This window comes from uncultured Acidovorax sp., from assembly GCF_964021665.1.
Lineage (GTDB): Bacteria > Pseudomonadota > Gammaproteobacteria > Burkholderiales > Burkholderiaceae_C > Acidovorax > Acidovorax temperans.
On record NZ_CAXIAK010000001.1, the window covers coordinates 91499 to 114307 of the forward strand.

Annotated in this window: 17 protein-coding genes and 2 pseudogenes; 18 read left to right on the top strand and 1 reads right to left on the bottom strand. The window is 64.0% G+C overall.

The features are described from left to right. Window positions 1–3: 3 nt before the first annotated feature. The 18 genes and pseudogenes from AADJ04_RS00430 (at window position 4) to ftsZ (ending at window position 22532) form a co-directional block, all read left to right on the top strand. A complete protein-coding gene (locus AADJ04_RS00430; RefSeq protein ID WP_341238377.1) occupies window positions 4–1776 on the top strand; it encodes an STAS domain-containing protein in 1773 nt (590 codons plus the stop codon). 73 nt (window positions 1777–1849) lie between these two features. Further along, complete coding sequence (gene hslV, locus AADJ04_RS00435) at window positions 1850–2413, top strand: ATP-dependent protease subunit HslV (RefSeq protein WP_198846749.1); 564 nt, start codon at window positions 1850–1852, stop codon at window positions 2411–2413. Between the two features lie 94 nt (window positions 2414–2507). Then, the gene (hslU, locus tag AADJ04_RS00440; RefSeq protein WP_341238378.1) at window positions 2508–3833 is read left to right on the top strand and encodes an ATP-dependent protease ATPase subunit HslU; all 1326 of its coding nucleotides are present in this window, start codon (window positions 2508–2510) and stop codon (window positions 3831–3833) included. A gap of 425 nt (window positions 3834–4258) precedes the next feature. Beyond that, window positions 4259–4687: a division/cell wall cluster transcriptional repressor MraZ gene (gene mraZ / locus AADJ04_RS00445; protein ID WP_044397702.1), complete on the top strand. Its 429-nt coding sequence runs from the start codon at window positions 4259–4261 to the stop codon at window positions 4685–4687. 7 nt (window positions 4688–4694) lie between these two features. Beyond that, complete coding sequence (rsmH, locus tag AADJ04_RS00450; protein ID WP_341238379.1) at window positions 4695–5618, top strand: 16S rRNA (cytosine(1402)-N(4))-methyltransferase RsmH; 924 nt, start codon at window positions 4695–4697, stop codon at window positions 5616–5618. An 82-nt stretch (window positions 5619–5700) separates the two neighbouring features. Further along, window positions 5701–5991: pseudogene (ftsL, locus tag AADJ04_RS00455) on the top strand (cell division protein FtsL); the annotation flags it as partial. Between the two features lie 10 nt (window positions 5992–6001). Beyond that, window positions 6002–7763 (top strand): annotated as a pseudogene (locus AADJ04_RS00460) (penicillin-binding protein 2). After that, on the top strand, window positions 7760–9289 hold the full coding sequence (locus AADJ04_RS00465; protein ID WP_341238380.1) for a UDP-N-acetylmuramoyl-L-alanyl-D-glutamate--2,6-diaminopimelate ligase: 1530 nt from the start codon (window positions 7760–7762) through the stop codon (window positions 9287–9289). The pseudogene AADJ04_RS00460 and the gene AADJ04_RS00465 overlap by 4 nt, the downstream one beginning before the upstream one ends. Further along, a complete protein-coding gene (gene murF / locus AADJ04_RS00470; protein ID WP_341238381.1) occupies window positions 9280–10701 on the top strand; it encodes a UDP-N-acetylmuramoyl-tripeptide--D-alanyl-D-alanine ligase in 1422 nt (473 codons plus the stop codon). The genes AADJ04_RS00465 and murF overlap by 10 nt, the downstream gene beginning before the upstream one ends. Window positions 10702–10744: 43 nt before the next feature. Beyond that, window positions 10745–11923, top strand: coding sequence for a phospho-N-acetylmuramoyl-pentapeptide-transferase (mraY, locus tag AADJ04_RS00475; RefSeq protein ID WP_044397692.1), 1179 nt, complete (start codon window positions 10745–10747; stop codon window positions 11921–11923). Between the two features lie 236 nt (window positions 11924–12159). Then, a complete protein-coding gene (gene murD, locus AADJ04_RS00480; protein WP_341238386.1) occupies window positions 12160–13872 on the top strand; it encodes a UDP-N-acetylmuramoyl-L-alanine--D-glutamate ligase in 1713 nt (570 codons plus the stop codon). Next, window positions 13872–15161, top strand: coding sequence for a putative lipid II flippase FtsW (ftsW, locus tag AADJ04_RS00485; RefSeq protein WP_341238382.1), 1290 nt, complete (start codon window positions 13872–13874; stop codon window positions 15159–15161). The genes murD and ftsW overlap by 1 nt, the downstream gene beginning before the upstream one ends. A gap of 163 nt (window positions 15162–15324) precedes the next feature. Beyond that, complete coding sequence (gene murG, locus AADJ04_RS00490) at window positions 15325–16386, top strand: undecaprenyldiphospho-muramoylpentapeptide beta-N-acetylglucosaminyltransferase (RefSeq protein ID WP_341238383.1); 1062 nt, start codon at window positions 15325–15327, stop codon at window positions 16384–16386. A 265-nt stretch (window positions 16387–16651) separates the two neighbouring features. Further along, complete coding sequence (gene murC / locus AADJ04_RS00495; RefSeq protein WP_198846756.1) at window positions 16652–18085, top strand: UDP-N-acetylmuramate--L-alanine ligase; 1434 nt, start codon at window positions 16652–16654, stop codon at window positions 18083–18085. Continuing rightward, complete coding sequence (locus AADJ04_RS00500; RefSeq protein ID WP_066691432.1) at window positions 18082–19068, top strand: D-alanine--D-alanine ligase; 987 nt, start codon at window positions 18082–18084, stop codon at window positions 19066–19068. The genes murC and AADJ04_RS00500 overlap by 4 nt, the downstream gene beginning before the upstream one ends. Further along, window positions 19065–19862 (top strand): cell division protein FtsQ/DivIB, encoded by a 798-nt coding sequence (locus AADJ04_RS00505; protein ID WP_142082073.1) that lies wholly within the window; start codon window positions 19065–19067, stop codon window positions 19860–19862. The genes AADJ04_RS00500 and AADJ04_RS00505 overlap by 4 nt, the downstream gene beginning before the upstream one ends. 50 nt (window positions 19863–19912) lie before the next feature. Then, complete coding sequence (gene ftsA, locus AADJ04_RS00510; protein WP_066691430.1) at window positions 19913–21142, top strand: cell division protein FtsA; 1230 nt, start codon at window positions 19913–19915, stop codon at window positions 21140–21142. 154 nt (window positions 21143–21296) lie between these two features. Continuing rightward, on the top strand, window positions 21297–22532 hold the full coding sequence (gene ftsZ, locus AADJ04_RS00515) for a cell division protein FtsZ (RefSeq protein ID WP_044397677.1): 1236 nt from the start codon (window positions 21297–21299) through the stop codon (window positions 22530–22532). Between the two features lie 79 nt (window positions 22533–22611). On the opposite strand, the gene AADJ04_RS00520 is transcribed toward ftsZ, so the two are convergent. After that, on the bottom strand, window positions 22612–22809 hold a 198-nt coding region (locus AADJ04_RS00520; RefSeq protein ID WP_341238384.1), incomplete at its 5' end, for a hypothetical protein.

The window sequence follows — 22809 nt, forward strand, 5'->3', positions numbered from 1 at the left end:
ACCATGAGCAAGGAAGAAACCCCACCAGCCGGTGGACTGCTGTCCAAGATGGTGAGGTTTGTGCGCAATCCCACCGTGCAGTGGACAGAGCTGGATTCTCTGCAAGATGACCGGGAGAGCCAGTACAGCAAGCAGATGCTCAAGGAGATGATTGAGCGCAAGCGCCGCAATGACTTTGTGCGCCGCCGCGAGTTCGATCAGCTGCGCAAACTGCGCCAGCGCGAAGTGCTCCAAGGCCATCGCACTGAAGACACGAGCAACCGGCCTTCGTTCTTTCAAAGCAGCATGGCCTCGCCCGACGAGCGAGCCGTGACGCTCAAGAAGATCGACGAGATCGAAGCCCAGATGTCGCAGCAGTGGTGGAAGAGCAAGCAGTCGGGCAACGAGGCTGGCGAAACCATGCCGCTCACCATGCCCACTGGCGAGACACAGCCTGCACCGGGGCCAGACGCCCAGGCGGCCGATGACCGAGCGTTTGCGCCCACGGCCCCTGTCACTTTGGGCAGCCCGTTGGCCGCCGCCAGCGCAGCGCCTACGGCGCCCAGCCCGGTGGCGCCCTTGTTTGCTAACGACAGCATGGCGGTGGGCCGCTTTGGCGGTGTGGACGCTGCGCTGCAAGGTGACCCGGAGGTCCACGCACCGTTCAGCCCCACCGTGCCAGGCGGGGTTGCCCCTGTGGTCGTCCAGCTGGAGAGATTCGTGCATGACCCCGATCTTGAAGAAGCGGCCATCCGCTATGCCAACGGTGACCATGAAGGCGCTGAGTCGGGACTGATGCAGGTGCTAGAGCAGCATCGGCAGGATGACCCTGAGCAGCAGCTGGAACTGTGGATGACGCTGTTCGACTTGTACCGGGCCACCGGGCAGCAAGACCGCTTTGAAAGCCTGGCCATTGATTTTGCGGCGCAGTACAGCCGTTCCGCCCCACTGTGGTTCTCGCTGCCTGACCAGTTGGGCTTGCAAGTTTCCTCGTCTGACCCTGCTGGTGATGCGCCGGGGCGCCGTGAGTTCAGCTGGAATGCGCCTCAGCGGTTGGCTGTGTCCTCTGTGGCTGCATTGCAGGCCTCTGTCGAGCGTGCGGCTTCTCCTTGGACACTGGCTTGGTCGCGCATTGCGGGGATTGACGATGCTGCGGTGCCGCTGCTGGCCGATCTGTTCACCCGCTGGGCAGACAAGCAAGGCCAGTTTGTTTTCTCTGGTGTGGACCGGTTGGAGACTCTGCTGGAGATCATGACCCAGTCGGGAGATCGCACCTCCGGCACGGAATGGTGGCGTCTGCGCATGTCGGCTTTGCGCCTGATGGGGCGCCCGGATGAATTCGAACTGGTCGCGCTGGACTACTGCGTGACGTTTGAAGTTTCGCCTCCATCGTGGGTGGCGCCCAAGTGCAGCTATTCCGATGACAACGCGTCGGCTACCGCACAGCCACAGGCCAACGAGCGCGACATGCTGGCCTCTGATTTTGGAGAGCTGACATTGCCGCCGCCCATCGACAACGGGCCGGCAGCGCTGCTCAGTGGCGTCATTGAGGGCGATGCAGTGCCTTTGCTGCAGCCGCTGCAAGAGTTGGTCAAGCCGGGTGTGCCTCTCGTTATTGCGTGCGACAAGCTCATGCGCATCGACTTTGCGGCGGCTGGCTCCTTGCTCAACTGGGCGGCCGATCTGCAATCGCAGGGCCATGTGGTGCATTTCCAGAACCTGCACCGCCTCATTGCTGTGTTCTTCAACGTGATCGGTATCAACGAGCACGCCTGGGTCATCCCGCGCAAGAACTGAAGCCCTTGCTGCGGCGGCGTTTCTCCTGCAGGAGTGCTTGCAATTGCGCATACCGCCCCCACCTGCGGCAGCTATGGACTCAACACACAACACACCGGTGTTTCATGGCACCACGATCTTGAGCGTGCGCCGCCAGACGCCGCAGGGCATGCAGGTTGCCATTGGTGGCGATGGCCAGGTCACGCTGGGCAATATCGTCGTCAAGGGCTCGGCACGCAAGGTGCGCAAGCTGTACCACGGCAAGGTGCTGGCGGGGTTTGCGGGCGCCACGGCCGATGCCTTCACGTTGTTTGAGCGCTTTGAGGCCAAGCTGGAAAAGCACCAGGGCCACTTGACGCGCGCTGCCATCGAGCTGACCAAGGATTGGCGCACCGACCGCGTGCTGCGCCGCCTTGAAGCCATGCTGGCCGTGGCCGATGCCAGCGCGTCGCTCATCATCACCGGCAACGGCGATGTGCTGGAGCCGGAGCAAGGCATTGTGGCCATTGGATCGGGTGGAGCGTATGCACACTCGGCAGCCAAGGCGCTGCTGGTCAACACCGATCTGTCCGCGCAGGAGATCGTGAAGAAGTCGCTCGAAATTGCGGGTGAACTTTGCATCTACACCAACATGAACCACACCATCGAGACGCTCTGAGCGGCGACTGCGCAGGTTTACTATTATTTTGATAGCTGCTGGCGCTTTATTGATAAGCGCTAGAACCATTTTTGATTGAATTCAGGCTGACACCATGTCTTCCATGACCCCCCAGGAAATCGTCTCCGAGCTGGACAACCACATCGTGGGCCAGGCCAGCGCCAAGCGCGCCGTGGCCATCGCGCTGCGCAACCGCTGGCGCCGCCAGCAGGTCGAAGGCAGCCTGCGCCACGAGATCACCCCGAAGAACATCCTCATGATTGGCCCCACGGGCGTGGGCAAGACCGAGATCGCGCGCCGCTTGGCCAAGCTGGCCGATGCTCCCTTCATCAAGGTCGAGGCCACCAAGTTCACCGAAGTGGGCTATGTGGGCAAGGATGTGGACGCCATCATCCGCGACCTGGCCGAGATGGCCGTCAAGCAGACGCGTGAAGCCGAGATGAAGAAGGTGCGCACCCGCGCCGAAGACGCGGCCGAGGAGCGTATTCTGGACGTGCTGATTCCTCAGGCCCGCACAGCGGCCGGGGCTGAGCCCGCTGCCGACAACACTGCGCGCCAGGTGTTTCGCAAAAAGCTGCGCGAAGGCCAGCTGGACGACAAGGAGATCGAGATCGACGTGGCCGATGCCCGCCCGCAGGTCGAGATCATGGGCCCCCAGGGCATGGAGGAAATGGCCGACCAGCTGCGTGGCATGTTCAGCCAGCTGGGCCAGGACCGTCGCCGCACCCGCAAGCTCAAGATCGCCGAGGCCCTCAAGCTCATCACCGACGAGGAAGCAGGCAAGCTGGTGAATGAAGAGGAAATCAAGATCCGCGCCATTGCCAATGCCGAGCAAAACGGAATCGTCTTCATCGACGAAATTGACAAGGTGGCTGCGCGCCAGGAAACCAGCGGTTCTGACGTTTCCCGTCAGGGGGTTCAGCGTGACCTGCTGCCCCTGGTAGAAGGCACTACCGTCTCCACCAAGTACGGCATGATCAAGACGGATCACATCCTGTTCATCGCCTCGGGGGCCTTCCACCTCTCCAAGCCCAGCGACCTCATTCCTGAGTTGCAGGGGCGTTTCCCCATCCGTGTGGAGCTGGAGTCGCTGTCGGTGAAGGACTTTGAGGCCATCCTCACCCAGACCCATGCGTCGTTGGTCAAGCAGTACCAGGCCTTGCTGGCCACAGAAGGTGTGACGCTGGAATTTCTGCCTGAGGGCATCACGCGCCTGGCCCACATTGCCTACGAAGTGAACGAGCGCACGGAGAACATCGGCGCCCGCCGACTGTCCACCGTGATGGAGCGCCTGCTGGACGAGGTGAGTTTTGACGCCGCCCGCCTGGGCGGTCAAACCGTGCGCATCGATGCGGCCTATGTGGATGCACGTCTGCAGTCGCTCAGTCAGGATGAAGACCTGTCGCGTTACATCCTTTGATCCAAGAGGGCGCGGGTTTGCGCCATTGCCTGCCTGGAGTCAGCCCCGCCCCACTTGGCGGGGCTTTTTTATGCCGGTAGCGAGCAAGTCGCCCGATTTCGGGGTGTCCTGTCTGCGCTGATGAGAGCCGATCGGGTGTGCCTATCGGCAGGTCACCAAGGTTAACAAGTCCTATCGGCTTGCCTGTGCTTCAGGTATCACTTGCATAGCCTGTTCTAAGTGCTTATTTTTGAACATATTTTCTCGCCTGGTTACCTTGCAATTCGGCGCTAAGTCATTGATTTCATTGAAAAACTTTGTAGCGACCCTATTGATCAAGATGGTTTTCCTGCTACAGTGGAAAAAAGTGCAAATAAGTGGGGGAAAGTGCCATTTGCTCCGATTCGCGGAGCGTCTGGCGGTCCACCAAGCTGGGAAATCCATCCGTGTTCCAAGGTGCCTCATCGCTCAGTCTCGATGCGAAGGGTCGGCTTTCCGTGCCGACCCGGCATCGTGACGTCCTGGCGGCGACGGCATCCAGCCAGCTCACCATCACCAAGCACCCGCACGGTTGTCTGATGGTGTTCCCGCGCCCCGAGTGGGAGAAGTTCCGCGAGCGCCTGGCGCAGCTTCCCATGTCCGCCCAGTGGTGGAAACGCATCTTTTTAGGCAACGCCATGGATGTGGACATGGATGGAACGGGCCGTGTGTTGATCTCCCCAGAACTGCGCGCAGCTGCAGGCCTGACCAAAGAGGCCGTGCTGCTGGGCATGGGCAACCACTTTGAACTGTGGGACAAGGCCACGTACGACGAGCAGGAGGCACAAGCCATGCAAGGCGAAATGCCCGATGCCTTCAAGGATTTTTCTTTCTGAGGCCGCGGTGACCCCATCTCTTCAACACACCACGGTTTTGCTGCATGAGGCAGTCGATGCCTTGCTGGGCAATGCTGGCCCTGAGCCTTCCGGTACCTGGGTGGATGCCACCTTCGGGCGAGGGGGGCATTCCAGGCTGATCCTGCAGAGGCTGGGGCCGCAGGGGAATCTCGTCACATTCGACAAAGACCCCGAAGCCATTCAGGAGGCAGCGCGCATCACCGATGCGCGTTTTTCCATTCGGCACGAAGGTTTTCGCCATCTGGGCGAGTTGCCTGCGGGCAGTGCCTCGGGCGTGCTGATGGACATTGGGGTGAGTTCACCCCAGATCGACAGCCCCGAGCGGGGTTTTAGTTTCCGTTTCGATGGCCCGCTGGACATGCGCATGGATACCACGCGCGGCGAAAGCGTGGCCGAGTGGCTGGCCACGGCCGAAGTCGGGCAGATTGCGGAGGTGATACGTGAATACGGTGAAGAACGGTTTGCTGGCCCCATTGCAAAGGCGATTGTTGCTCGGCGCGAGGAACGGGGCCCCCTTGCCACCACCTCCGAGCTTGCCGATCTCGTGGCTGGCGCGGTCAAGACCCGCGAGGCGGGCCAGAACCCTGCAACGCGCACATTTCAGGCTTTACGGATTTTCATCAACGCTGAGCTTGAAGAGTTGCAGCAGGCCCTAGACGCCAGCCTGACGGTGCTGCGTCCGGGCGGGCGGCTGGTGGTCATCAGCTTCCATTCTTTGGAAGACCGCATCGTCAAGCAGTTCATCGCCAAGCATTCCAAAGAGGTGTTTGACCGCCGTGCGCCGTTTGCTGTGCCGCAAGCCATGAAGCTCATCGCGCTGGATCGCATCAAGCCCAGCGAGCAAGAAGTGGCGGCCAACCCCCGCTCACGCAGCGCCATCATGCGCGTCGCGCAAAGGACGGATGCATGATCTTGCATGGCGCACCGCTGTACGCCGCCGCCCCTGTGGGGGGCGGTGAGAGCGTGCGCGTGCGCCGCGTTCAGGAGGCCCCATGGCGCGCCTGAACCTGGTGTTGTTGCTGGCGGTGCTGGTGAGTGCCCTGTATCTGGTGCACACGCAGTACCAGTCGCGCCGCCTGTTCACCGAGCTGGATCGTGCGGTGGCTGAGGCGCGTCGCCTGGATACAGAGCACCAGCGGCTGCAGGTGGAAAAGCGCGCGCAAGCGACGCCACTGCGCGTGGAAAAGATGGCCCGCGCCCAGCTGAACATGCGCACGGCCACGCCGGCCATCACGCAGTATGTGAGTGACCCGGCAGGGGCAGAGGCAGCAGCTGCCAGCGCGAAGGCAAAACCTGGGGAGGGCGCGCGATGAGCCGCAGCGTGCTCTACACCTCCAGCCCATTGCTGGCGAGCAAGACGCCCGTCTGGCGCAGTAAGTTCATCGTGGCGATGATCGGACTGGGCTTTGTGGGCCTGGGTGCCCGCGCTGCGTATGTGCAGGTGTTCGGCAATGATTTCTTTCAGCGGCAAGGCGAGGTGCGCTTTGCCCGCACGCTGGAGCTGCCCGCCAACCGCGGCAAGATTCTGGATCGCAACGGGCTCATCCTGGCGTCGAGCGTGCCGGCCGCCAGCATCTGGGCGATTCCTGAAGACGTGGAGCACGAAAAGCCCGAGGTCAAGGCCAAGCTGCGCCAGCTGGCCAAGCTGATGGAGATGCCGTTTGCCGACCTGATGGCCAAGCTCTCTGACGAAGACAAGACCTTTGTGTGGGTGAAGCGCCAGCTGGACTGGGATGTGGGCCAGAAGATTGCGGCACTCGACATCAAGGGCATCTACCAGCGCAAGGAATACAAGCGCCAGTACCCCGAGGGCGAGTCGGCGGCTCACATCGTGGGTTTCACCAATGTAGAGGACAAAGGGCAGGAAGGGATGGAGCTGGCCTTCAACAGCCAGTTGGCCGGCAAGCCTGGTTCGCGCCGCGTGATCAAGGACCGCCTGGGCCGCGTGGTCGAGGGCGTGGGCGAGACCATTCCCCCGATCGACGGAAAAGACATGCAGCTGTCCATCGACAGCAAGGTGCAGTTCTTTGCCTACCAAAAATTGCGCGACCAGGTGGCCCTGCACAAGGCCAAGGCGGGCAGCGTGGTGGTGATGGACGCTCACACCGGCGAGCTGCTGGCCCTGGCCAACTACCCCAGCTACGTGCCCGACAAGCGCCAGAACCTGACCGGCGAGCAGCTGCGCAACCGCGCGCTCACCGACGTGTTCGAGCCCGGCTCGACCATGAAGCCCTTCACGATTGGTCTGGCGCTGGAGTCTGGCCGCGTCAAGCCTGAAACCGTGATCGACACCTCCCCAGGGCGCATCAACATCACTGGCTCCACCATTTCCGATACGCACAACTACGGCGCGCTCACCGTTGAAGGCGTGATCCAGAAGTCCAGCAACGTGGGCACCACCAAGCTCGCCATGCAAATGCCCGCCAAAGAGATGTGGGAAACCTTCTCGGCCGCTGGCTTTGGGCAGAAGCCGCAAATCGGTTTCCCTGGCGCGATCAGCGGGCGCTTGCGCCCCTACAAAACCTGGCGCCCGGTGGAGCAGGCCACCATGTCCTACGGCTACGGCCTGTCGGCCAGCCTGTTCCAGATGGCCCGCTCGTACACCGTGTTCGCCAACGGCGGCCGCGTCATCCCTGCCACGCTGCTCAAGACCGATGAGCCCGCTGTGGGCGTGCCCGTTTTTTCTGAGCGCACCGCTGACCAGGTGCGCAAGATGCTGCAGATGGCGGCAGGCCCCGGCGGCACGGGCCAGAAGGCCCAGACGGTGGGGTACTCGGTGGGTGGCAAGTCAGGCACGGCCCGCAAACAGGTGGGCAAGAGCTACGCCGCCGGCAAATACCGTGCATGGTTCACCGGCTTGGCTCCTGTTGACAAGCCCCGCATCATCGTGGCCGTGATGGTGGATGAGCCCAGCGCAGGGCAGGTCTACGGCGGCCTGGTGGCCGCCCCGGTGTTCAGCGAGGTGGTGCAGCAAACCCTGCGCATGATGAATGTGCAGCCCGACATGGCCGTCAAACCCCAGATCGTGGCCAACCCGGTGGAGGAGTCGCTGTGACAGCCCCCTTGACCACCCTGCACCAGGCGGCTGAAGCCGTGGCGTGGCTGCGCGCGCGCGTCACGGGTACTTTGCAGACGGACAGCCGCAGTGTGCAGCCGGGAGACGGCTTCATCGCCTGGCCCGGTGCTGCCACCGATGGCCGCGCCCATGTGGCAGATGCGCTTCAGCGCGGTGCTGCGGCCTGCTTGGTCGAAGCCCAGGGCGTGCAGGACTTTGTCTTTCCGGCAGCTGCGCCCATCGCCGCGTTTGCTGGACTCAAGGCCGCCACGGGCGAGATGGCATCCCAATGGTTTCATGACCCGTCCCACGCCCTGCAGGTGCTGGCCGTGACGGGCACCAATGGCAAGACCAGCAGCACCTGGTGGTTGGCGGAAGCCTTGAATTTGCTATCAAAAAATGAGCTGCCTGCGCTTGCTGGTTGTGCGGTAGTGGGTACTTTGGGTGTGGGTGTTCCGCCCTCTCTGCTCACCACTGGCATGACCACTCCCGACCCCGTGCGCCTGCACCGGGCCTTCCGCCAGTTTGCCGACCAAGGCTTGGCAGCCTGTGCGATCGAAGCGTCATCCATTGGCTTGGCCGAGCACCGCCTGGCGGGCACCCAGATCCGCGTGGGCGTGTTCACCAACTTCACGCAGGACCATCTGGACTACCACGGCTCCATGGCCGACTACTGGCTGGCCAAACGGGCCTTGTTCGACTGGCCTGGGTTGCGCACCGCAGTAGTGAACATCGACGACCCCCACGGGGCGCAGTTGCACGCTGAGCTGCTTCAGCGCAGCGGTGCCAGTGCTTTGGACGTGTGGAGTGTGTCTGCTGCGGGCGAAGCACGCATTGCCGCACGTGACATTGCCGCCGGTACGCAAGGCCTGCAGTGGCTGGTGGTCGAAGGGGCGGAGCAGCACCTGCTGCAATCCCGCGTGGTGGGCCATTACAACGTGCTCAATCTGCTGGGCGTGGTGGCCACGCTGCGCAGCCTGGGGGTGCCGCTGGCGGATGCCGTGCACGCCTGCGCACAGCTCAGCCCTGTGCCGGGTCGCATGGAGCAACTGGCGCTGCCCGGCCAGCCTCTGGTGGCTGTGGACTACGCCCACACGCCCGATGCTCTGGAAAAAGCCCTGCAAGCATTGCGCCCCCTGGCGCAGCAGCGCGGTGGGCAACTGTGGTGCGTGTTCGGCTGCGGGGGTGATCGTGATGCTACCAAGCGTCCGCTCATGGGCGCTGCCGCCCAGCACCATGCCGACTGGGTGGTGGCCACCAGCGACAACCCGCGCAGCGAAGACCCTGCCCACATCCTGCACCAGATCCTGCAGGGCACGATTGCCGGCGAAACCGTGCGGGTGGAGCCCGATCGTGCCGCCGCCATCGCCCTGGCATTGAACGAGGCCGACCCTGCGGATGTGGTGCTGATTGCCGGCAAGGGGCACGAGGATTACCAAGAGGTGGCGGGCGTGCGCCGCCCGTTTTCAGACATGGCCCAGGCGCGTGCAGCGCTGCAGGCCCGCGGAGGCAGCACATGGGCATGATGACCCTTCAACAGGCCCTGGGCTTTGTCCTCCAGCGCATCCCCAGCGCCCACCTGGTGGGTGATGGCGCCACGCCCCTGGCCCGTGTGCACACCGATACCCGCACCTTGCAAGCCGGCGACCTGTTTGTCGCGCTCAAGGGTGAGCGATTTGACGCCAACGCCTTCCTGCCCCAAGCCCAGGCCAGCGGCGCCGCAGCCGCCCTGGCGCACGGTGGCGTCGCGGTGGCGGGGCTGCCCGGCATTGAGGTGCCAGACAGCCTGGCTGCGTTTGGCGCCTTGGCTGCAGGGTGGCGCGCCCAGTTTGCTTTGCCGCTGATCGGCGTGACGGGTAGCAACGGCAAGACCACCGTCACGCAGATGATTGCGTCCATTCTGCGTGCCTGGAAGGGCGAGGCGGCCTTTGCCACGCAGGGCAACTTCAACAACGACATCGGCGTGCCGCTGATGCTGCTGCGCCTCACGGCCGCCCACGAGGCCGCCGTGATCGAACTGGGCATGAACCACCCCGGCGAAATCGCCACGCTCGCGGCCATGGCCCGCCCCACGGTGGCCCTGGTCAACAATGCCCAGCGCGAGCACCTGGAGTTCATGCACACCGTGCAGGCGGTGGCGGAAGAAAACGGCTCTGTGCTGGCCTCTCTGCCTGCCGACGGGGTGGCCGTGTTCCCGGCGCAAGACACCTACACACCGCTGTGGCGCCGGTTGGCGGGTGGGCGCCGCTGCATCACCTTTGGGGAAGGTGGCGATGTGCAGTGCACGCAGGCTCTTTGGCAGCAAGGGGCCTGGAGCGTTGCTATGGCCACCCCGGCGGGCGTTGCGCGCTTCCGTCTGCACATTGCAGGCCGCCATAACGTAGTCAACGCCTTGGCCGCCGCTGCTTGTGCGTTGGCGGCGGGCGCGCCGCTGGATGCGGTGGTGCAAGGGCTGGAAGCATTTGTTCCCGTCAAGGGCCGCTCGCGCGCCCTGCAAATCACCCACGGCGGTCGCGGCATCACCGTGGTGGACGACAGCTACAACGCCAACCCCGATTCGATGCGCGCCGCGATCGACGTGCTGGCTGATCTGCCCGCCCCCCAGTTGCTGGTGATGGGCGACATGGGCGAAGTGGGCAACCAGGGCCCAGCGTTCCATGCAGAAGCCGGTGAGCACGCACGCAGCGCAGGCATTTCGCACGTTTACACGCTGGGTGCGCTGTCGGCTCACGCTGCTGCGGCTTGTGGCCCGGCCGCACAACATTTTGAAGACATGGCATCGCTGCAGGCAGCGGTGCGCAAGGCGCTGCCCCAGGTGGGCAGCGTGCTGGTGAAGGGATCCCGGTTCATGAAGATGGAACAGGTGGTGGAGGCGATGGTCGCCACCGCACAAGAACAACAACAGCCCGCCGCAGCAGGTGCGGGGGGCGTGCAGTGATGACTCAGGCAATGAACCAGGTCACGGTGCAGGGAGGATTCGCATGCTACTGATGCTTTCGCAATGGCTGCAGGGGCTCTCGCCCGAGTTCGGCTTTTTCCGGGTCTTCCAGTACCTCACCTTCCGCGCCGTGATGGCGGCGATGACAGCGCTGCTGATCGGGCTGGTGGCGGGCCCGAAGGTGATCCGTGTGCTCACGGCGCTCAAGATCGGCCAGCCCATTCGGGGCTACGGCATGCAGTCGCACCTGTCCAAAAGCGGCACGCCCACCATGGGCGGGGTGCTGATTCTGTTGTCGATTGCGATCTCCACCTTGTTGTGGTTTGACCTGTCCAACCGTTTTGTCTGGATCGTGCTCATTGTCACGTTGGGCTTTGGTGCCATTGGGTGGGTGGATGACTGGCGCAAGGTCGTCAACAAAGACCCCGAAGGCATGCGCTCGCGCGAGAAGTATTTCTGGCAGTCGGTGATCGGGCTCGTGGCGGCCCTGTACCTGGCGTTCAGCATTTCGGAAAGCTCCAATGCCAAGGTGCTGGAGCTGTTCGTGAGCTGGGTGCAGTCGGGCTTCTCGCTCGATTTGCCGCCCAAGGCTGGCTTGCAACTGCCCTTCTTCAAAGAGGTGAGCTACCCACTGGGCGTGCTGGGCTTCGTCATCCTGACCTACCTGGTCATCGTGGGCTCCAGCAATGCCGTCAACCTCACCGACGGACTCGATGGCCTGGCCATCATGCCGGTGGTGATGGTGGGCTCGGCCCTGGGCGTGTTTGCCTACGTCACCGGCAGCTCGGTGTACTCCAAGTACCTGTTCTTCCCGCACATCCCTGGCTCGGGCGAGTTGTTGATCTTCTGCGCGGCCATGGCCGGGGCCGGGCTGGCCTTTCTGTGGTTCAACGCCCACCCGGCACAGGTCTTCATGGGTGACGTGGGCGCCTTGGCGCTGGGCGGCGCGCTGGGCACCATCGCCGTCATCGTGCGCCAGGAAATCGTGCTGGCCATCATGGGCGGCATCTTCGTGGTGGAAGCTCTGTCCGTGATGCTGCAGGTGACTTGGTTCAAGTACACGAAAAAGCGCTACGGCGAAGGCCGTCGCCTGCTCAAGATGGCGCCGCTGCACCACCACTTTGAAAAGAGTGGCTGGAAAGAAACGCAAGTGGTCATCCGCTTCTGGATCATCACCATGCTGCTGTGCCTCATCGGCCTGTCTACGCTGAAACTGCGATGAATACGCTGGATTCCTCTTCTCTGAACCACGGTGCCGAAGTGCCGGGCACGGCTGCGCCCACCGGGCTGGAGGACGCTGCGTTGGAACGTCAAGAAATGCCCGCAGCAGAGTGCGCCATGGCGGATGCACCTGATGAACAACCTGCAGCGGACCCGGCCGCGTCCGATAATCTGCTGCCCGGCGCGGGTGAGTCTTCTGCAGAAGGTACCGAGCCTGTAGCGGAGCCCACGCCCAGTATGGCGGTGCTTGACAACTACGTGGCGCCCGCTGTTTCTGCGGCCAAGGCCGCTGCCGATTTTGTCGCCCAGATTTTTGCCGAGGTCCGCGCGAGCGATGTGGCTGAGGGCGCCGCGGCACCCGTGGTCAATGCCCTTCCTGTGGCTGAAGCGCAGCCCGCTGAACTGGAGCCTCAGGGGCGTCCCGGCGAAGGCATGGCCTCCATGCAAGGCCAGAACGTGCTGGTGCTGGGCCTGGGCGCTTCGGGCCTGGCCATGGCCCGCTGGTGCGTGCGCTGCGGCGCCCAGGTCACGGTGGCCGACACGCGCGAAGCGCCCCCGCAACTGGCTTTGCTGCAGCAAGAGCTGCCGCAGGTGCGGTTTGTGGCGGGGCCCTTCGATGCATCGCTGGTCGATGGAAAGAGCCTGCATGCGGTGTACCGTTCTCCTGGCCTGAGCCCGGCCACGTTTGCCCCGGTGTTCCAGGCAGCCCAGGCGATTGGCCTGGTCACGGGCAGCGAGTTGACCTTGTACGCTGCAGCGCTGGCCTACCTGCGCAGCCAGCATGGCTACGCACCGTGCGTGCTGGCCATCACCGGAACCAACGGCAAAACCACGGTCACATCGCTCACCGGGCAACTGGTGGAGCGTGCTGGCAAAACCGTGGCAGTGGCTGGCAATATTGGCCCCACACTGCTCGACACCCTGGCAGGTCATATCGACGCGGACACATTGCCCCAGGCCTGGGTGCTGGAGCTGTCCAGCTTCCAGCTCGATGGCGTGGCTGGCTTTGAGCCTACGGCCGCCACGGTGCTGAACATCACGCAGGACCACCTCGACTGGCACGGTGACATCAACGCCTATGCTGCGGCCAAGGCCCGCATTTTTGGCCAGACGGGCCTCATGGTGCTCAACCGCGAAGACCCCGAGGTGATGCAGATGCTGCCGCCGCCCGTGCGGGTGAAGCTCCAGAAGCCGCAGCAGCGCGAACACATCACCTTTGGTGCCGACATGCCGCGCCGGCCGGGCGATTTTGGGATTGAAATCGTCAACGGCATGCCCTGGCTGGTGCGCGCGCTGGAAGCCGACGAAACCCGCAAGCGCAGCCGCAGCGAGGTGGAAGAAGAACTGCACATCCAGCGCCTCATGCCTGCCGATGCCCTGCGCATTCGCGGTCGGCACAACGCCACCAATGCCCTCGCTGCCCTGGCGTTGGCCTCTGCCGCTGGCTGTCCGCTGGCGCCCATGCTGTACGGCCTGCGCGAATACCGCGGCGAGCCGCACCGCGTGGAGCCTGTGGCGTTGGTCAATGGCGTGGAATATTTTGACGACAGCAAGGGCACGAACGTGGGCGCCACAGTGGCCGCATTGACGGGCCTGGGAGCAGACCGCCGCATCGTCCTCATTCTGGGTGGGGAAGGCAAGGGGCAGGATTTTTCGCCCCTGGCGACGCCCGTGGCGCGCTACGCGCGTGCCGTGGTACTCATCGGCCGCGATGCCCCGCAGATCCGCAGCGCCTTGTCCGACACGGGCGTAGCCTTGATCGATGCGCCCGACCTGCCCCAGGCCGTGGCCCTGGCCACGCAGCGTGCGCACGCGGGCGATGCAGTGCTGATGTCCCCTGCCTGCGCCAGCTTTGACATGTTCAAAGACTACGAACACCGCGCGCATGTGTTCTGCGACACCGTGCGCAGCCTGGCGCAGGACGCAGGGCAAACCCTGGAGGGCGAGTGATGTCCGCATCCGCCGACACATCCCCTGAATCCGGCACAGGCTGGCTGTCGCGCGTGGGCGGCTGGTTTGGCAGCCTGACCGGCAAGGCCGGCGATGTGCTGCCCGTGCGCGTGGGCGGCACGGAGTACCGCCAGTCCACCACCACGCCTGCCAGCGTGCTGGGCTATGACCAGGCGCTGATGTGGGTGGTGGTGGCATTGCTGGCCTGGGGGCTGGTGATGGTGTATTCGGCCTCGATTGCGTTGCCAGACAATCCGCGCTTTGCCAACTACGCCCCCACCCATTTCCTCACCCGGCACATGATGTACCTGGTGTTTGGTTTTGTGGCGGCGCTGCTGGCTTTTCAGGTGCCCATGAAGGTGTGGGAGCGCCTGGCGCCCTGGCTGTTTGTGGGCGCGTTGCTGTTGCTGGTGGCGGTACTCATCCCAGGTGTGGGCAAGGTGGTGAACGGTGCCCGTCGCTGGCTGTCCATCGGCCCCATTGGCTTTCAGCCTTCCGAGGTGGCCAAGCTGGCCGTGCTGATCTACGCCGCCGATTACATGGTGCGCAAGATGGAAGTGAAGGAGCGCTTCTTCCGCGCCGTGCTCCCCATGGGCGCTGCGGTGGCCATCGTGGGCGTACTGCTGCTGGCCGAGCCCGACATGGGCGCCTTCATGGTGGTGGCGGTGATTGCCATGGGCATCCTGTTTCTGGGGGGCGTCAACGCCCGCATGTTCTTCCTGATTGCTGGCGTGCTGGTGGGGGCCTTCGCCTTGATGATTGCCAGTTCCCCCTGGCGGCGTGAGCGCGTGTTTGCGTACCTCGATCCGTTCAGCGAACAGCACGCCTTGGGCAAGGGCTACCAGCTGTCGCACTCGCTGATTGCCATCGGGCGCGGCGAGATTTTTGGCGTGGGGCTGGGCGGCAGTGTGGAAAAGCTGCACTGGCTGCCCGAAGCACACACCGACTTTTTGCTGGCCGTGATCGGCGAGGAGTTTGGCCTGGTGGGCGTGATCACGCTCATCGTCCTGTTCCTCTGGATGACGCGCCGCATCATGCACATTGGCCGCCAAGCCATTGCCCTGGACCGTGTCTTCTCGGGTCTGGTCGCGCAGGGCGTAGCCATCTGGATCGGCTTTCAGGCCTTCATCAACATGGGCGTGAACCTGGGCGCCTTGCCCACCAAGGGGCTGACCTTGCCGTTGATGAGTTTCGGCGGCTCGGCCATCCTGCTCAACCTGGTGGCCCTGGCCATCGTGATGCGAGTGGACTATGAAAACAAGCTGCTCATGCGCGGAGGCCGCGTATGAGGAGTTTGTTTCATCAAAGCAAGCAACTGCAGCGCGTCAGCGCTGCCGAATGCGAAGCATTCGATGCACGGAGGCCGCGTATGAGCAGCTTGTTTCTTAAAAATATGCGCTGCATTGCACCAGCAATGCGGGCTGCGCAGCAGCCCATGCGCGGAGGTCGCGTATGAGCCAGAAGACTGCTCTCATCATGGCCGGCGGCACTGGCGGCCACATCTTCCCAGGCCTTGCCGTAGCCGAAGAACTGCGTGCGCGCGGCTGGCGAGTGCACTGGCTGGGTGCGCCCGGCAGCATGGAATCGCGCATCGTGCCCCAGCACGGCTTTGCGCTGGAGCTGATCGATTTTTCCGGCGTGCGCGGCAAGGGCCTGGTCACGCTGGCCTTGCTGCCGCTGCGCCTGCTGCGTGCGTTCTGGCAGGCATTGCAGGTCGTGCGCCGCGTCAAGCCCGATGTGGTGGTGGGCCTGGGCGGCTACATCACCTTCCCGGGCGGGATGATGGGCGTGCTGTGGGGCAAGCCGCTGGTGCTGCACGAGCAGAACTCTGTGGCGGGCATGGCCAACAAGGTGCTGGCGGGCGTGGCCGACCGGGTATTCACCGCCTTCCCCAACGTGTTCAAGAAGGCCCAGTGGGTGGGCAACCCGCTGCGCGCGGCGTTCACGCGCCAAGCGGCACCTGCAGAGCGTTTTGCAGGCCGCACCGGCCCGCTGCGGCTGCTGGTGGTGGGCGGCAGCCTGGGCGCCCGGGCGCTCAACGAGATCGTGCCCCAGGCGCTGGCCCTGATTCCGCCCGAGCAACGCCCCGTGGTCATCCACCAAAGCGGGGCCACGCAGATCGATGCCTTGCGCGCCAACTACGAGGCCGCTGGCGTGCAGGCCGAGTTGACTCCGTTCATCGAAGACACGGCCAGTGCGTTTGCCCACGCCGACATCATCGTCTGCCGTGCCGGGGCCAGCACCGTGACCGAAATTGCCGCCGTGGGTGCCGCGGCCATCTTTGTGCCATTCCCTTCGGCGGTAGACGACCACCAGACCACCAACGCGCAGTTTCTGGTGGGCGCGGGCGGCGGCTGGCTGGTGCAGCAAAGCGACCTGACCCCCGAGGGGTTGGCCAAAATGCTATTGAATTCAGAGCGCCCAGCGCTTGTAGAGATTGCCGAGAAGGCCAAAAACATGCAAAAAATCAATGCCACCCGCGAAGTGGTGGCCGCGTGCGAGGAGTTGGCATGAGCCTGTCCAAAGTCTTTTCGTGGTGTCCGTTGCCCCGCAAAGGGGGTAGGTGCAAGGCGCACACCGCAAGCCGCACTGGAGTGCGGCGAGGATGGGCAACGCCGCAGATGCCCCCTTTGCGGGGCAACCCTTCGGGCAACGCAGCAAAAGGCCGCACTCGTCGTTGCGCGTCTTGTCCAGGCCACCAGCATGGCCTGCGGCGCGCGCCTCGATTGCAGCCTTTTGATGCCTTGCGGGCACCACGAAAAGACTTTGGACAGGCTCTATGAAACACGCTATTCGCCATATCCACTTCGTAGGCCTGGGCGGTGCGGGCATGAGCGGCATTGCCGAAGTGCTGTTCAACCTGGGTTACCGCATTTCGGGTTCAGACCTGGCCGACAGCGCCACGCTGCGCCGCCTGCAGGGCCTGGGCATCAAGACCTGCCTGGGCCACGCCGCGGAGCACATCGATGGTGCCGACGCCGTGGTGACCTCCACCGCCGTCACCGCTGACAACCCCGAGGTGCTAGCGGCACGCGCCAAGAAGATTCCTGTGGTGCCCCGCGCTCTCATGCTGGCCGAGCTGATGCGCCTGAAGCAGGGCATTGCCATCGCAGGCACCCATGGCAAGACCACCACCACCAGCCTGGTGACCAGCGTGCTGGCCGAGGCGGGGCTGGACCCGACCTTCGTGATTGGCGGCAAGCTCAACAGCGCGGGCGCCAATGCCAAGCTGGGCAGCGGTGACTACATCGTGGTGGAGGCGGACGAGTCCGACGCCTCGTTCCTGAACCTGCTGCCGGTGATGGCGGTGGTGACCAACATCGACGCCGACCACATGGAAACCTACGGCCATGACTTTGGCCGGCTCAAGGGTGCGTTTGTGGATTTTCTGCACCGCATGCCGTTCTATGGCACCGCAGTGCTGTGCGTGGACAGCCCCGCGGTGCGCGAGATCTTGCCCCACGTGACCTGCCCGGTGACCAGCTACGGCTTCTCGGAAGACGCCCAGGTGCGTGCCGTCAACGTGCGCGCCCAAGCCGGGCAAATGCATTTCACGGTGCAGCGGCGCAACGGCGTCACGCTGCCAGACCTGGACATCGTGCTCAACCTGGCGGGCGAGCACAACGTGCTCAATGCCTTGTCGGCCATCGCCATTGCGGTGGAGCTGAACATTCCCGACGAAGCCGTGCAGCGCGCGCTGGCGGGATTCAAGGGCGTGGGGCGGCGCTTCCAGAGCTATGGCAACCTGCCCGCCAAGGACGGCGGCCAGTTCACCGTGATCGACGACTACGGCCACCACCCGGTCGAGATGGCCGCCACGCTGGCCGCCGCGCGCGGTGCCTTTCCTGGGCGCCGGCTGGTGCTGGCCTTCCAGCCCCACCGTTACAGCCGCACACGCGATTGCTTTGAGGATTTCGTGAAGGTGATTGGCAGTGCCGACGCGGTGCTGCTGACCGAGGTGTATGCCGCCGGTGAGGCTCCGGTGGTGGCTGCGGACGGGCGTTCTCTCGCCCGCGCGCTGCGCGTGGCGGGCCGCGTGGAGCCGCTTTTTGTGGACAACGTGGCGGATCTGCCACAGACCATTGCCGACAACGCACGCGATGGCGATGTTGTCATGTGCATGGGCGCTGGTTCCATAGGGTTGGTGCCCGGAAAGGTGGTCGATTTGCTACAAAATAGTGAGCTAGCACCGCTTGCGGGGAAAGCGCAATGACGCAATTGAATACCAATGTTGATGTGAAGGCCCTGGGCAAGGTGGCCGTGTTGATGGGCGGCTCCTCGGCAGAGCGGGAGGTTTCGCTGATGTCGGGCACCGGCGTGCTGCAGGCCCTGCGCTCGCGCGGTGTCGATGCCCATGCGTTCGACCCCTCGGAAACCGATCTGATCGAACTCAAGCGCGGTGGTTACGCCCGCTGTTTCATCGCGCTGCATGGCCGCCACGGCGAAGACGGCACCGTGCAGGGCGCGCTCGAGCTGCTGGGTATTCCGTACACCGGCCCTGGCGTGATGGCGTCCAGCATTGCCATCGACAAGATCATGACCAAGCGCATCTGGCGCTTTGAAGGTCTGTCCACCCCCGACTGGCGTCTGGTGTCCAGCGCAGCGGAAACCGAGCAGGCGCTGCAGGCCCTGGGCGCTCCCATGATCGTCAAGCCCTCGCGTGAGGGATCGACCATCGGGCTGACCAAGGTCACCTCGGCCGAGCAATGCGCCAAGGCGTATGCGCTGGCTTCGCAATACGACCCCGAAGTGCTGTGCGAACAGTTCATCGAAGGCGATGAAACCACCTGCCCCGTGCTGGGCGAGGGGGCTGCTGCCCAGGCACTGCCGGTGATCCGCATCGTGGCGCCCGAGGGCAACTACGACTACCAGAACAAGTACTTCACCGACACCACCCAGTACCACTGCCCGAGCGGCCTGCCCGCGCACGAGGAAGCCGCCATCCAGCGTCTGGTGGAAAAGGCCTTCCGCGCCCTGGGTTGCCGGGGCTGGGCACGTGCCGACATCATGATTCGCGCCAGCGACCGCCAGCCCTTCCTGCTGGAAATCAACACCTCGCCCGGCATGACCGGCCACTCGCTGGTGCCCATGTCGGCCCGCGCTGCGGGGCTGAGCTACGAAGACCTGTGCGTGGGCATTCTGGCCACCGCATCGCTGGACTCTGCCGCCGGGCATGAAGGAGCCATTCAGCCATGACCGCCGCCATGCCAGCACCGCTGGACGTCAAGCTCATGAACATGACCGCCTCGGTCCTGTTTGTGGGCTGCGCCCTGCTTGTGCTGGCAGCGGGTGCCTGGTGGGTGATGCGCTACCCCGGCTTTGCGATTGCACGCATCGTGGTGCACGGAGACTTGGTGCATAACAACGCCGTCACCCTGCGGGCCAATGTGGGGCCCAGGCTGGCGGGCAACTTTTTCACGGTGGATTTGCGTGCAGCGCGCGAGGCGTTCGAGCAAGTGCCCTGGGTGCGCAAGGCGGCTGTGCGCCGCGAATACCCCGGCCTGCTGCATGTAGAGCTGGAAGAGCACGACGCTGTGGCGTATTGGGGCCCGGAGTCGGGCTCGGCGCTGGTCAACAGCCAGGGCGAAGTATTTGAAGCGAACGTGGGCGATGTCGAGCAGGAAGACCTGCCGCGCCTGTCAGGGCCCGAAGGCAGTTCGCAAGAGGTATTGGCCATGTACGGCGTGGTGGCTCCGGTGTTCAAAACCATGGGGCTGGAGCTGGAGGAGCTGGAGTTGAACGGGCGCGGCGGCTGGCGCGCCAAGCTGGCGAACAACGCCGTGGTGCAACTGGGCGGTGGTGACGAGCAAGAGCTGCTGCAGCGCACGCGCCGCTTTGCCCGCACGCTGGCACAGGTGGCTGCGCAATACCAGCGACGGGTGGATGCGCTGGAGTCGGCAGATTTGAGACATGTTGGGGGCTACGCGTTGAAGCTGAGGGGGGTGACCACCACGGCTGGGGTGGAAGCAACCCCCGCCGTGCGCCGGTGACGCCAGAGGCAATGCGCAGCAGAAAAGAACCATGAAGGGCAGAAACTGATATGGCAAGAGAATACAAAGACGTGGTGGTGGGCCTGGACATTGGCACAGCCAAGGTCATGGCCGTGGTCGCCGAAGTCCTGCCCAGTGGCGAGCTCAAGCTGGCCGGGCTGGGTGTGGCACCCAGCAATGGTCTCAAGCGTGGTGTGGTGGTCAACATCGACGCCACGGTACAGAGCATTCAGCAGGCGCTCAAAGAAGCCGAGCTGATGGCGGACTGCAAGATCCAGCGCGTCTACACCGGCATCACCGGCAGCCATATCCGTGGCCTCAATTCGAGCGGCATGGTGGCCGTAAAGGACAAGGAAGTCACCGCGGCCGACGTGGCGCGTGTGGTGGAGACGGCCAAGGCCATCAACATCAGCAGCGATCAGCGCTTGCTGCTGGTAGAGCCACAAGAGTTTGTGATTGACGGGCAAGACGTGAAAGAGCCCATCGGCATGAGCGGCATCCGCCTGGAAGCCAAGATCCACATCGTGACCGGTGCCCAGAGCGCGGCCGAGAACATCATCAAATGCGTGCGCCGCTGTGGTCTGGAAGTGGAGCAGCTGTTGCTCAACCCCCTGGCCAGCAGCCAGGCCGTGCTGACCGATGACGAGCGCGAACTGGGCGTGGTGGTGGTGGACATTGGTGCAGGCACGACCGATGTGGCCATCTTCACCGGCGGTGCCATTCGCCACACGGCGGTGATCCCGATTGCGGGCGACCTCATCACCAGCGACATCGCCATGGCGCTGCGCACGCCCACGAAGGACGCCGAAGACATCAAGGTCGAAAGCGGCTATGCCAAGCAACTGCTGGCCGACCCCGAAGCCCAGGTGGAAGTGCCCGGCCTGGGCGACCGCAGCCCGCGCATGCTCAGCAAGCAGGCGCTGGCCGGTGTGATCGAGCCGCGTGTCGAAGAAATCTTCTCGCTGGTGCAGCAGGTGGTGCGCGAGTCGGGCTACGAAGAAGTGCTGTCTTCGGGCATTGTTCTCACTGGCGGCAGTTCTGTGATGCCCGGCATGATCGAGCTGGGCGAAGATATCTTCCTCAAGCCCGTGCGCCGTGGCATGCCCAAGTATTCCAGCGCACTGGCCGACATGGTGGCCCAGCCCCGTGCTGCCACCGTGATGGGCCTGCTCGAAGAGGCCCGCCTGGCCCGGCTGCGCGGCTTCAAGGTTGCGCAAAAGAGCGGCTCTGTGAAGACCGCGTTTGGCCGTTTCAAAGACTTCATCGTGGGGAATTTCTGATGCAGCACTTCCCCACGACCCTCGCCCGGGAAAGTCCCCACCTGCGCCACCGTGAGCGATGGCGATGTACCGGACCGCCAGGCTCACCCCCCGCGAAGTTGACCCCATTCATTCATTGGCAAATCCATACCCGTAAAGAAACAGGAGCTCCCAGATGTCCATCGAAATGATCGAAGCCGAAGAATTCAACCAGGGCACCCAGATCAAGGTGATCGGCGTGGGCGGTGGCGGCAGCAACGCCGTTGAGCACATGATTGCCCGCAGCGTGCAGGGCGTGGAATTCGTTTGCGCCAACACCGACGCCCAGGCCCTGACCCGCAGCTCGGCCCACCGCATCATCCAGCTCGGCGGCAGCGGCCTGGGCGCTGGCAGCAAGCCCGACAAGGGCCGTGATGCCGCAGAAGCGGCCGTGGAAGACATCCGCGCCGCCATTGATGGCGCGCACATGCTGTTCATCACTGCTGGTATGGGCGGCGGCACGGGCACGGGCGCAGCCCCTGTGATCGCTCGCGTGGCCAAGGAGATGGGCATCCTCACGGTGGGCGTGGTGACCAAGCCTTTCGACTGGGAAGGTGGCCGTCGCATGCAAAACGCCGACAACGGCCTGGCCGAGCTGGAAGCCAACGTTGATTCGCTGATCGTGGTGCTGAACGAAAAGCTGCTGGAAGTGCTGGGCGACGACATCACCCAGGACGAAGCCTTTGCCCACGCCAACGATGTGCTCAAGAACGCCGTGGGCGGCATTGCCGAAATCATCAACGAGTACGGCCATGTGAACGTCGACTTTGAAGACGTGCGCACCGTGATGGGCGAGCCCGGCAAGGCCATGATGGGCACTGCCACCGCCAGCGGTCCTGACCGCGCCCGTATTGCCGCGGAACAGGCCGTGGCCTGCCCACTGCTGGAAGGCATCGACCTCTCGGGCGCCAAGGGCGTGCTGGTGCTGGTGACGGCCGCCAAGGGCAGCCTCAAGCTATCCGAGTCGCGCCTGGCCATGAGCACCATCAACGCCTACGCTTCGCCCGACGCGCATGTCATCTACGGCGCTGCCTACGACGACAGCCTGGGCGATGAGATCCGCGTCACGGTGGTGGCCACGGGTCTGTCGCGCCCCAACGCGCGTCGCCAGCCTATCTCGGTGGTGCAGGGCGGCCTGCGTACCGGCACGGACAACATCGCCTACCAGATGCCTGTGGCCGGTGCCATGGGCGCGGTGGGCAGCGCGGTCGGCGTGGCCGGTGGTGCACAGGCGGCGGACTACGGCAGCATGTCGGTGCCCAGCGTGTGGCGTACCAACCGCACCCAGGCCGCAGCCCGTGTGGACGCGCTGTCGTCCGGTGGCATGGACGATCTGGAAATCCCCGCGTTCCTGCGCAAGCAGGCTGACTGAGGCGGCTTGCGGCCGGGGCGCATGGCTATGCGCCCCTGGCTGCCCACCAGAAACTCAGGGCCGCGCAGTCACAGGAGTGCTATGAAAAAGAGAGCTGATTACGCTTTATTTGCAGGGCTTTGAGGGTTTTAAGCCTAAAAAGTCTTATGAAATAAGCGCAAGCAGCTATGTAATTAATAGCGTTGTACCCGTTCTGCATTGCCCACAAAAAAGCCCCGTCACCGCAATGCCAGTCAGTTAAGAGCTGACTGGCATTTTTTTCGTTGGGAATTTGGAA

Bases quoted from the DNA above. Each gene is read 5' to 3' on its own strand.
- AADJ04_RS00430 (WP_341238377.1), top strand. From the start codon at position 4: ATGAGCAAGGAAGAAACCCCACCAGCCGGTGGACTGCTGTCCAAGATG.
- hslV (WP_198846749.1), top strand. From the start codon at position 1,850: ATGGACTCAACACACAACACACCGGTGTTTCATGGCACCACGATCTTG.
- hslU (WP_341238378.1), top strand. From the start codon at position 2,508: ATGTCTTCCATGACCCCCCAGGAAATCGTCTCCGAGCTGGACAACCAC.
- murF (WP_341238381.1), top strand. From the start codon at position 9,280: ATGGGCATGATGACCCTTCAACAGGCCCTGGGCTTTGTCCTCCAGCGC.
- mraY (WP_044397692.1), top strand. From the start codon at position 10,745: ATGCTACTGATGCTTTCGCAATGGCTGCAGGGGCTCTCGCCCGAGTTC.
- murD (WP_341238386.1), top strand. From the start codon at position 12,160: ATGGCGGTGCTTGACAACTACGTGGCGCCCGCTGTTTCTGCGGCCAAG.
- ftsW (WP_341238382.1), top strand. From the start codon at position 13,872: ATGTCCGCATCCGCCGACACATCCCCTGAATCCGGCACAGGCTGGCTG.
- murG (WP_341238383.1), top strand. From the start codon at position 15,325: ATGAGCCAGAAGACTGCTCTCATCATGGCCGGCGGCACTGGCGGCCAC.
- murC (WP_198846756.1), top strand. From the start codon at position 16,652: ATGAAACACGCTATTCGCCATATCCACTTCGTAGGCCTGGGCGGTGCG.
- AADJ04_RS00500 (WP_066691432.1), top strand. From the start codon at position 18,082: ATGACGCAATTGAATACCAATGTTGATGTGAAGGCCCTGGGCAAGGTG.
- AADJ04_RS00505 (WP_142082073.1), top strand. From the start codon at position 19,065: ATGACCGCCGCCATGCCAGCACCGCTGGACGTCAAGCTCATGAACATG.
- ftsA (WP_066691430.1), top strand. From the start codon at position 19,913: ATGGCAAGAGAATACAAAGACGTGGTGGTGGGCCTGGACATTGGCACA.
- ftsZ (WP_044397677.1), top strand. From the start codon at position 21,297: ATGTCCATCGAAATGATCGAAGCCGAAGAATTCAACCAGGGCACCCAG.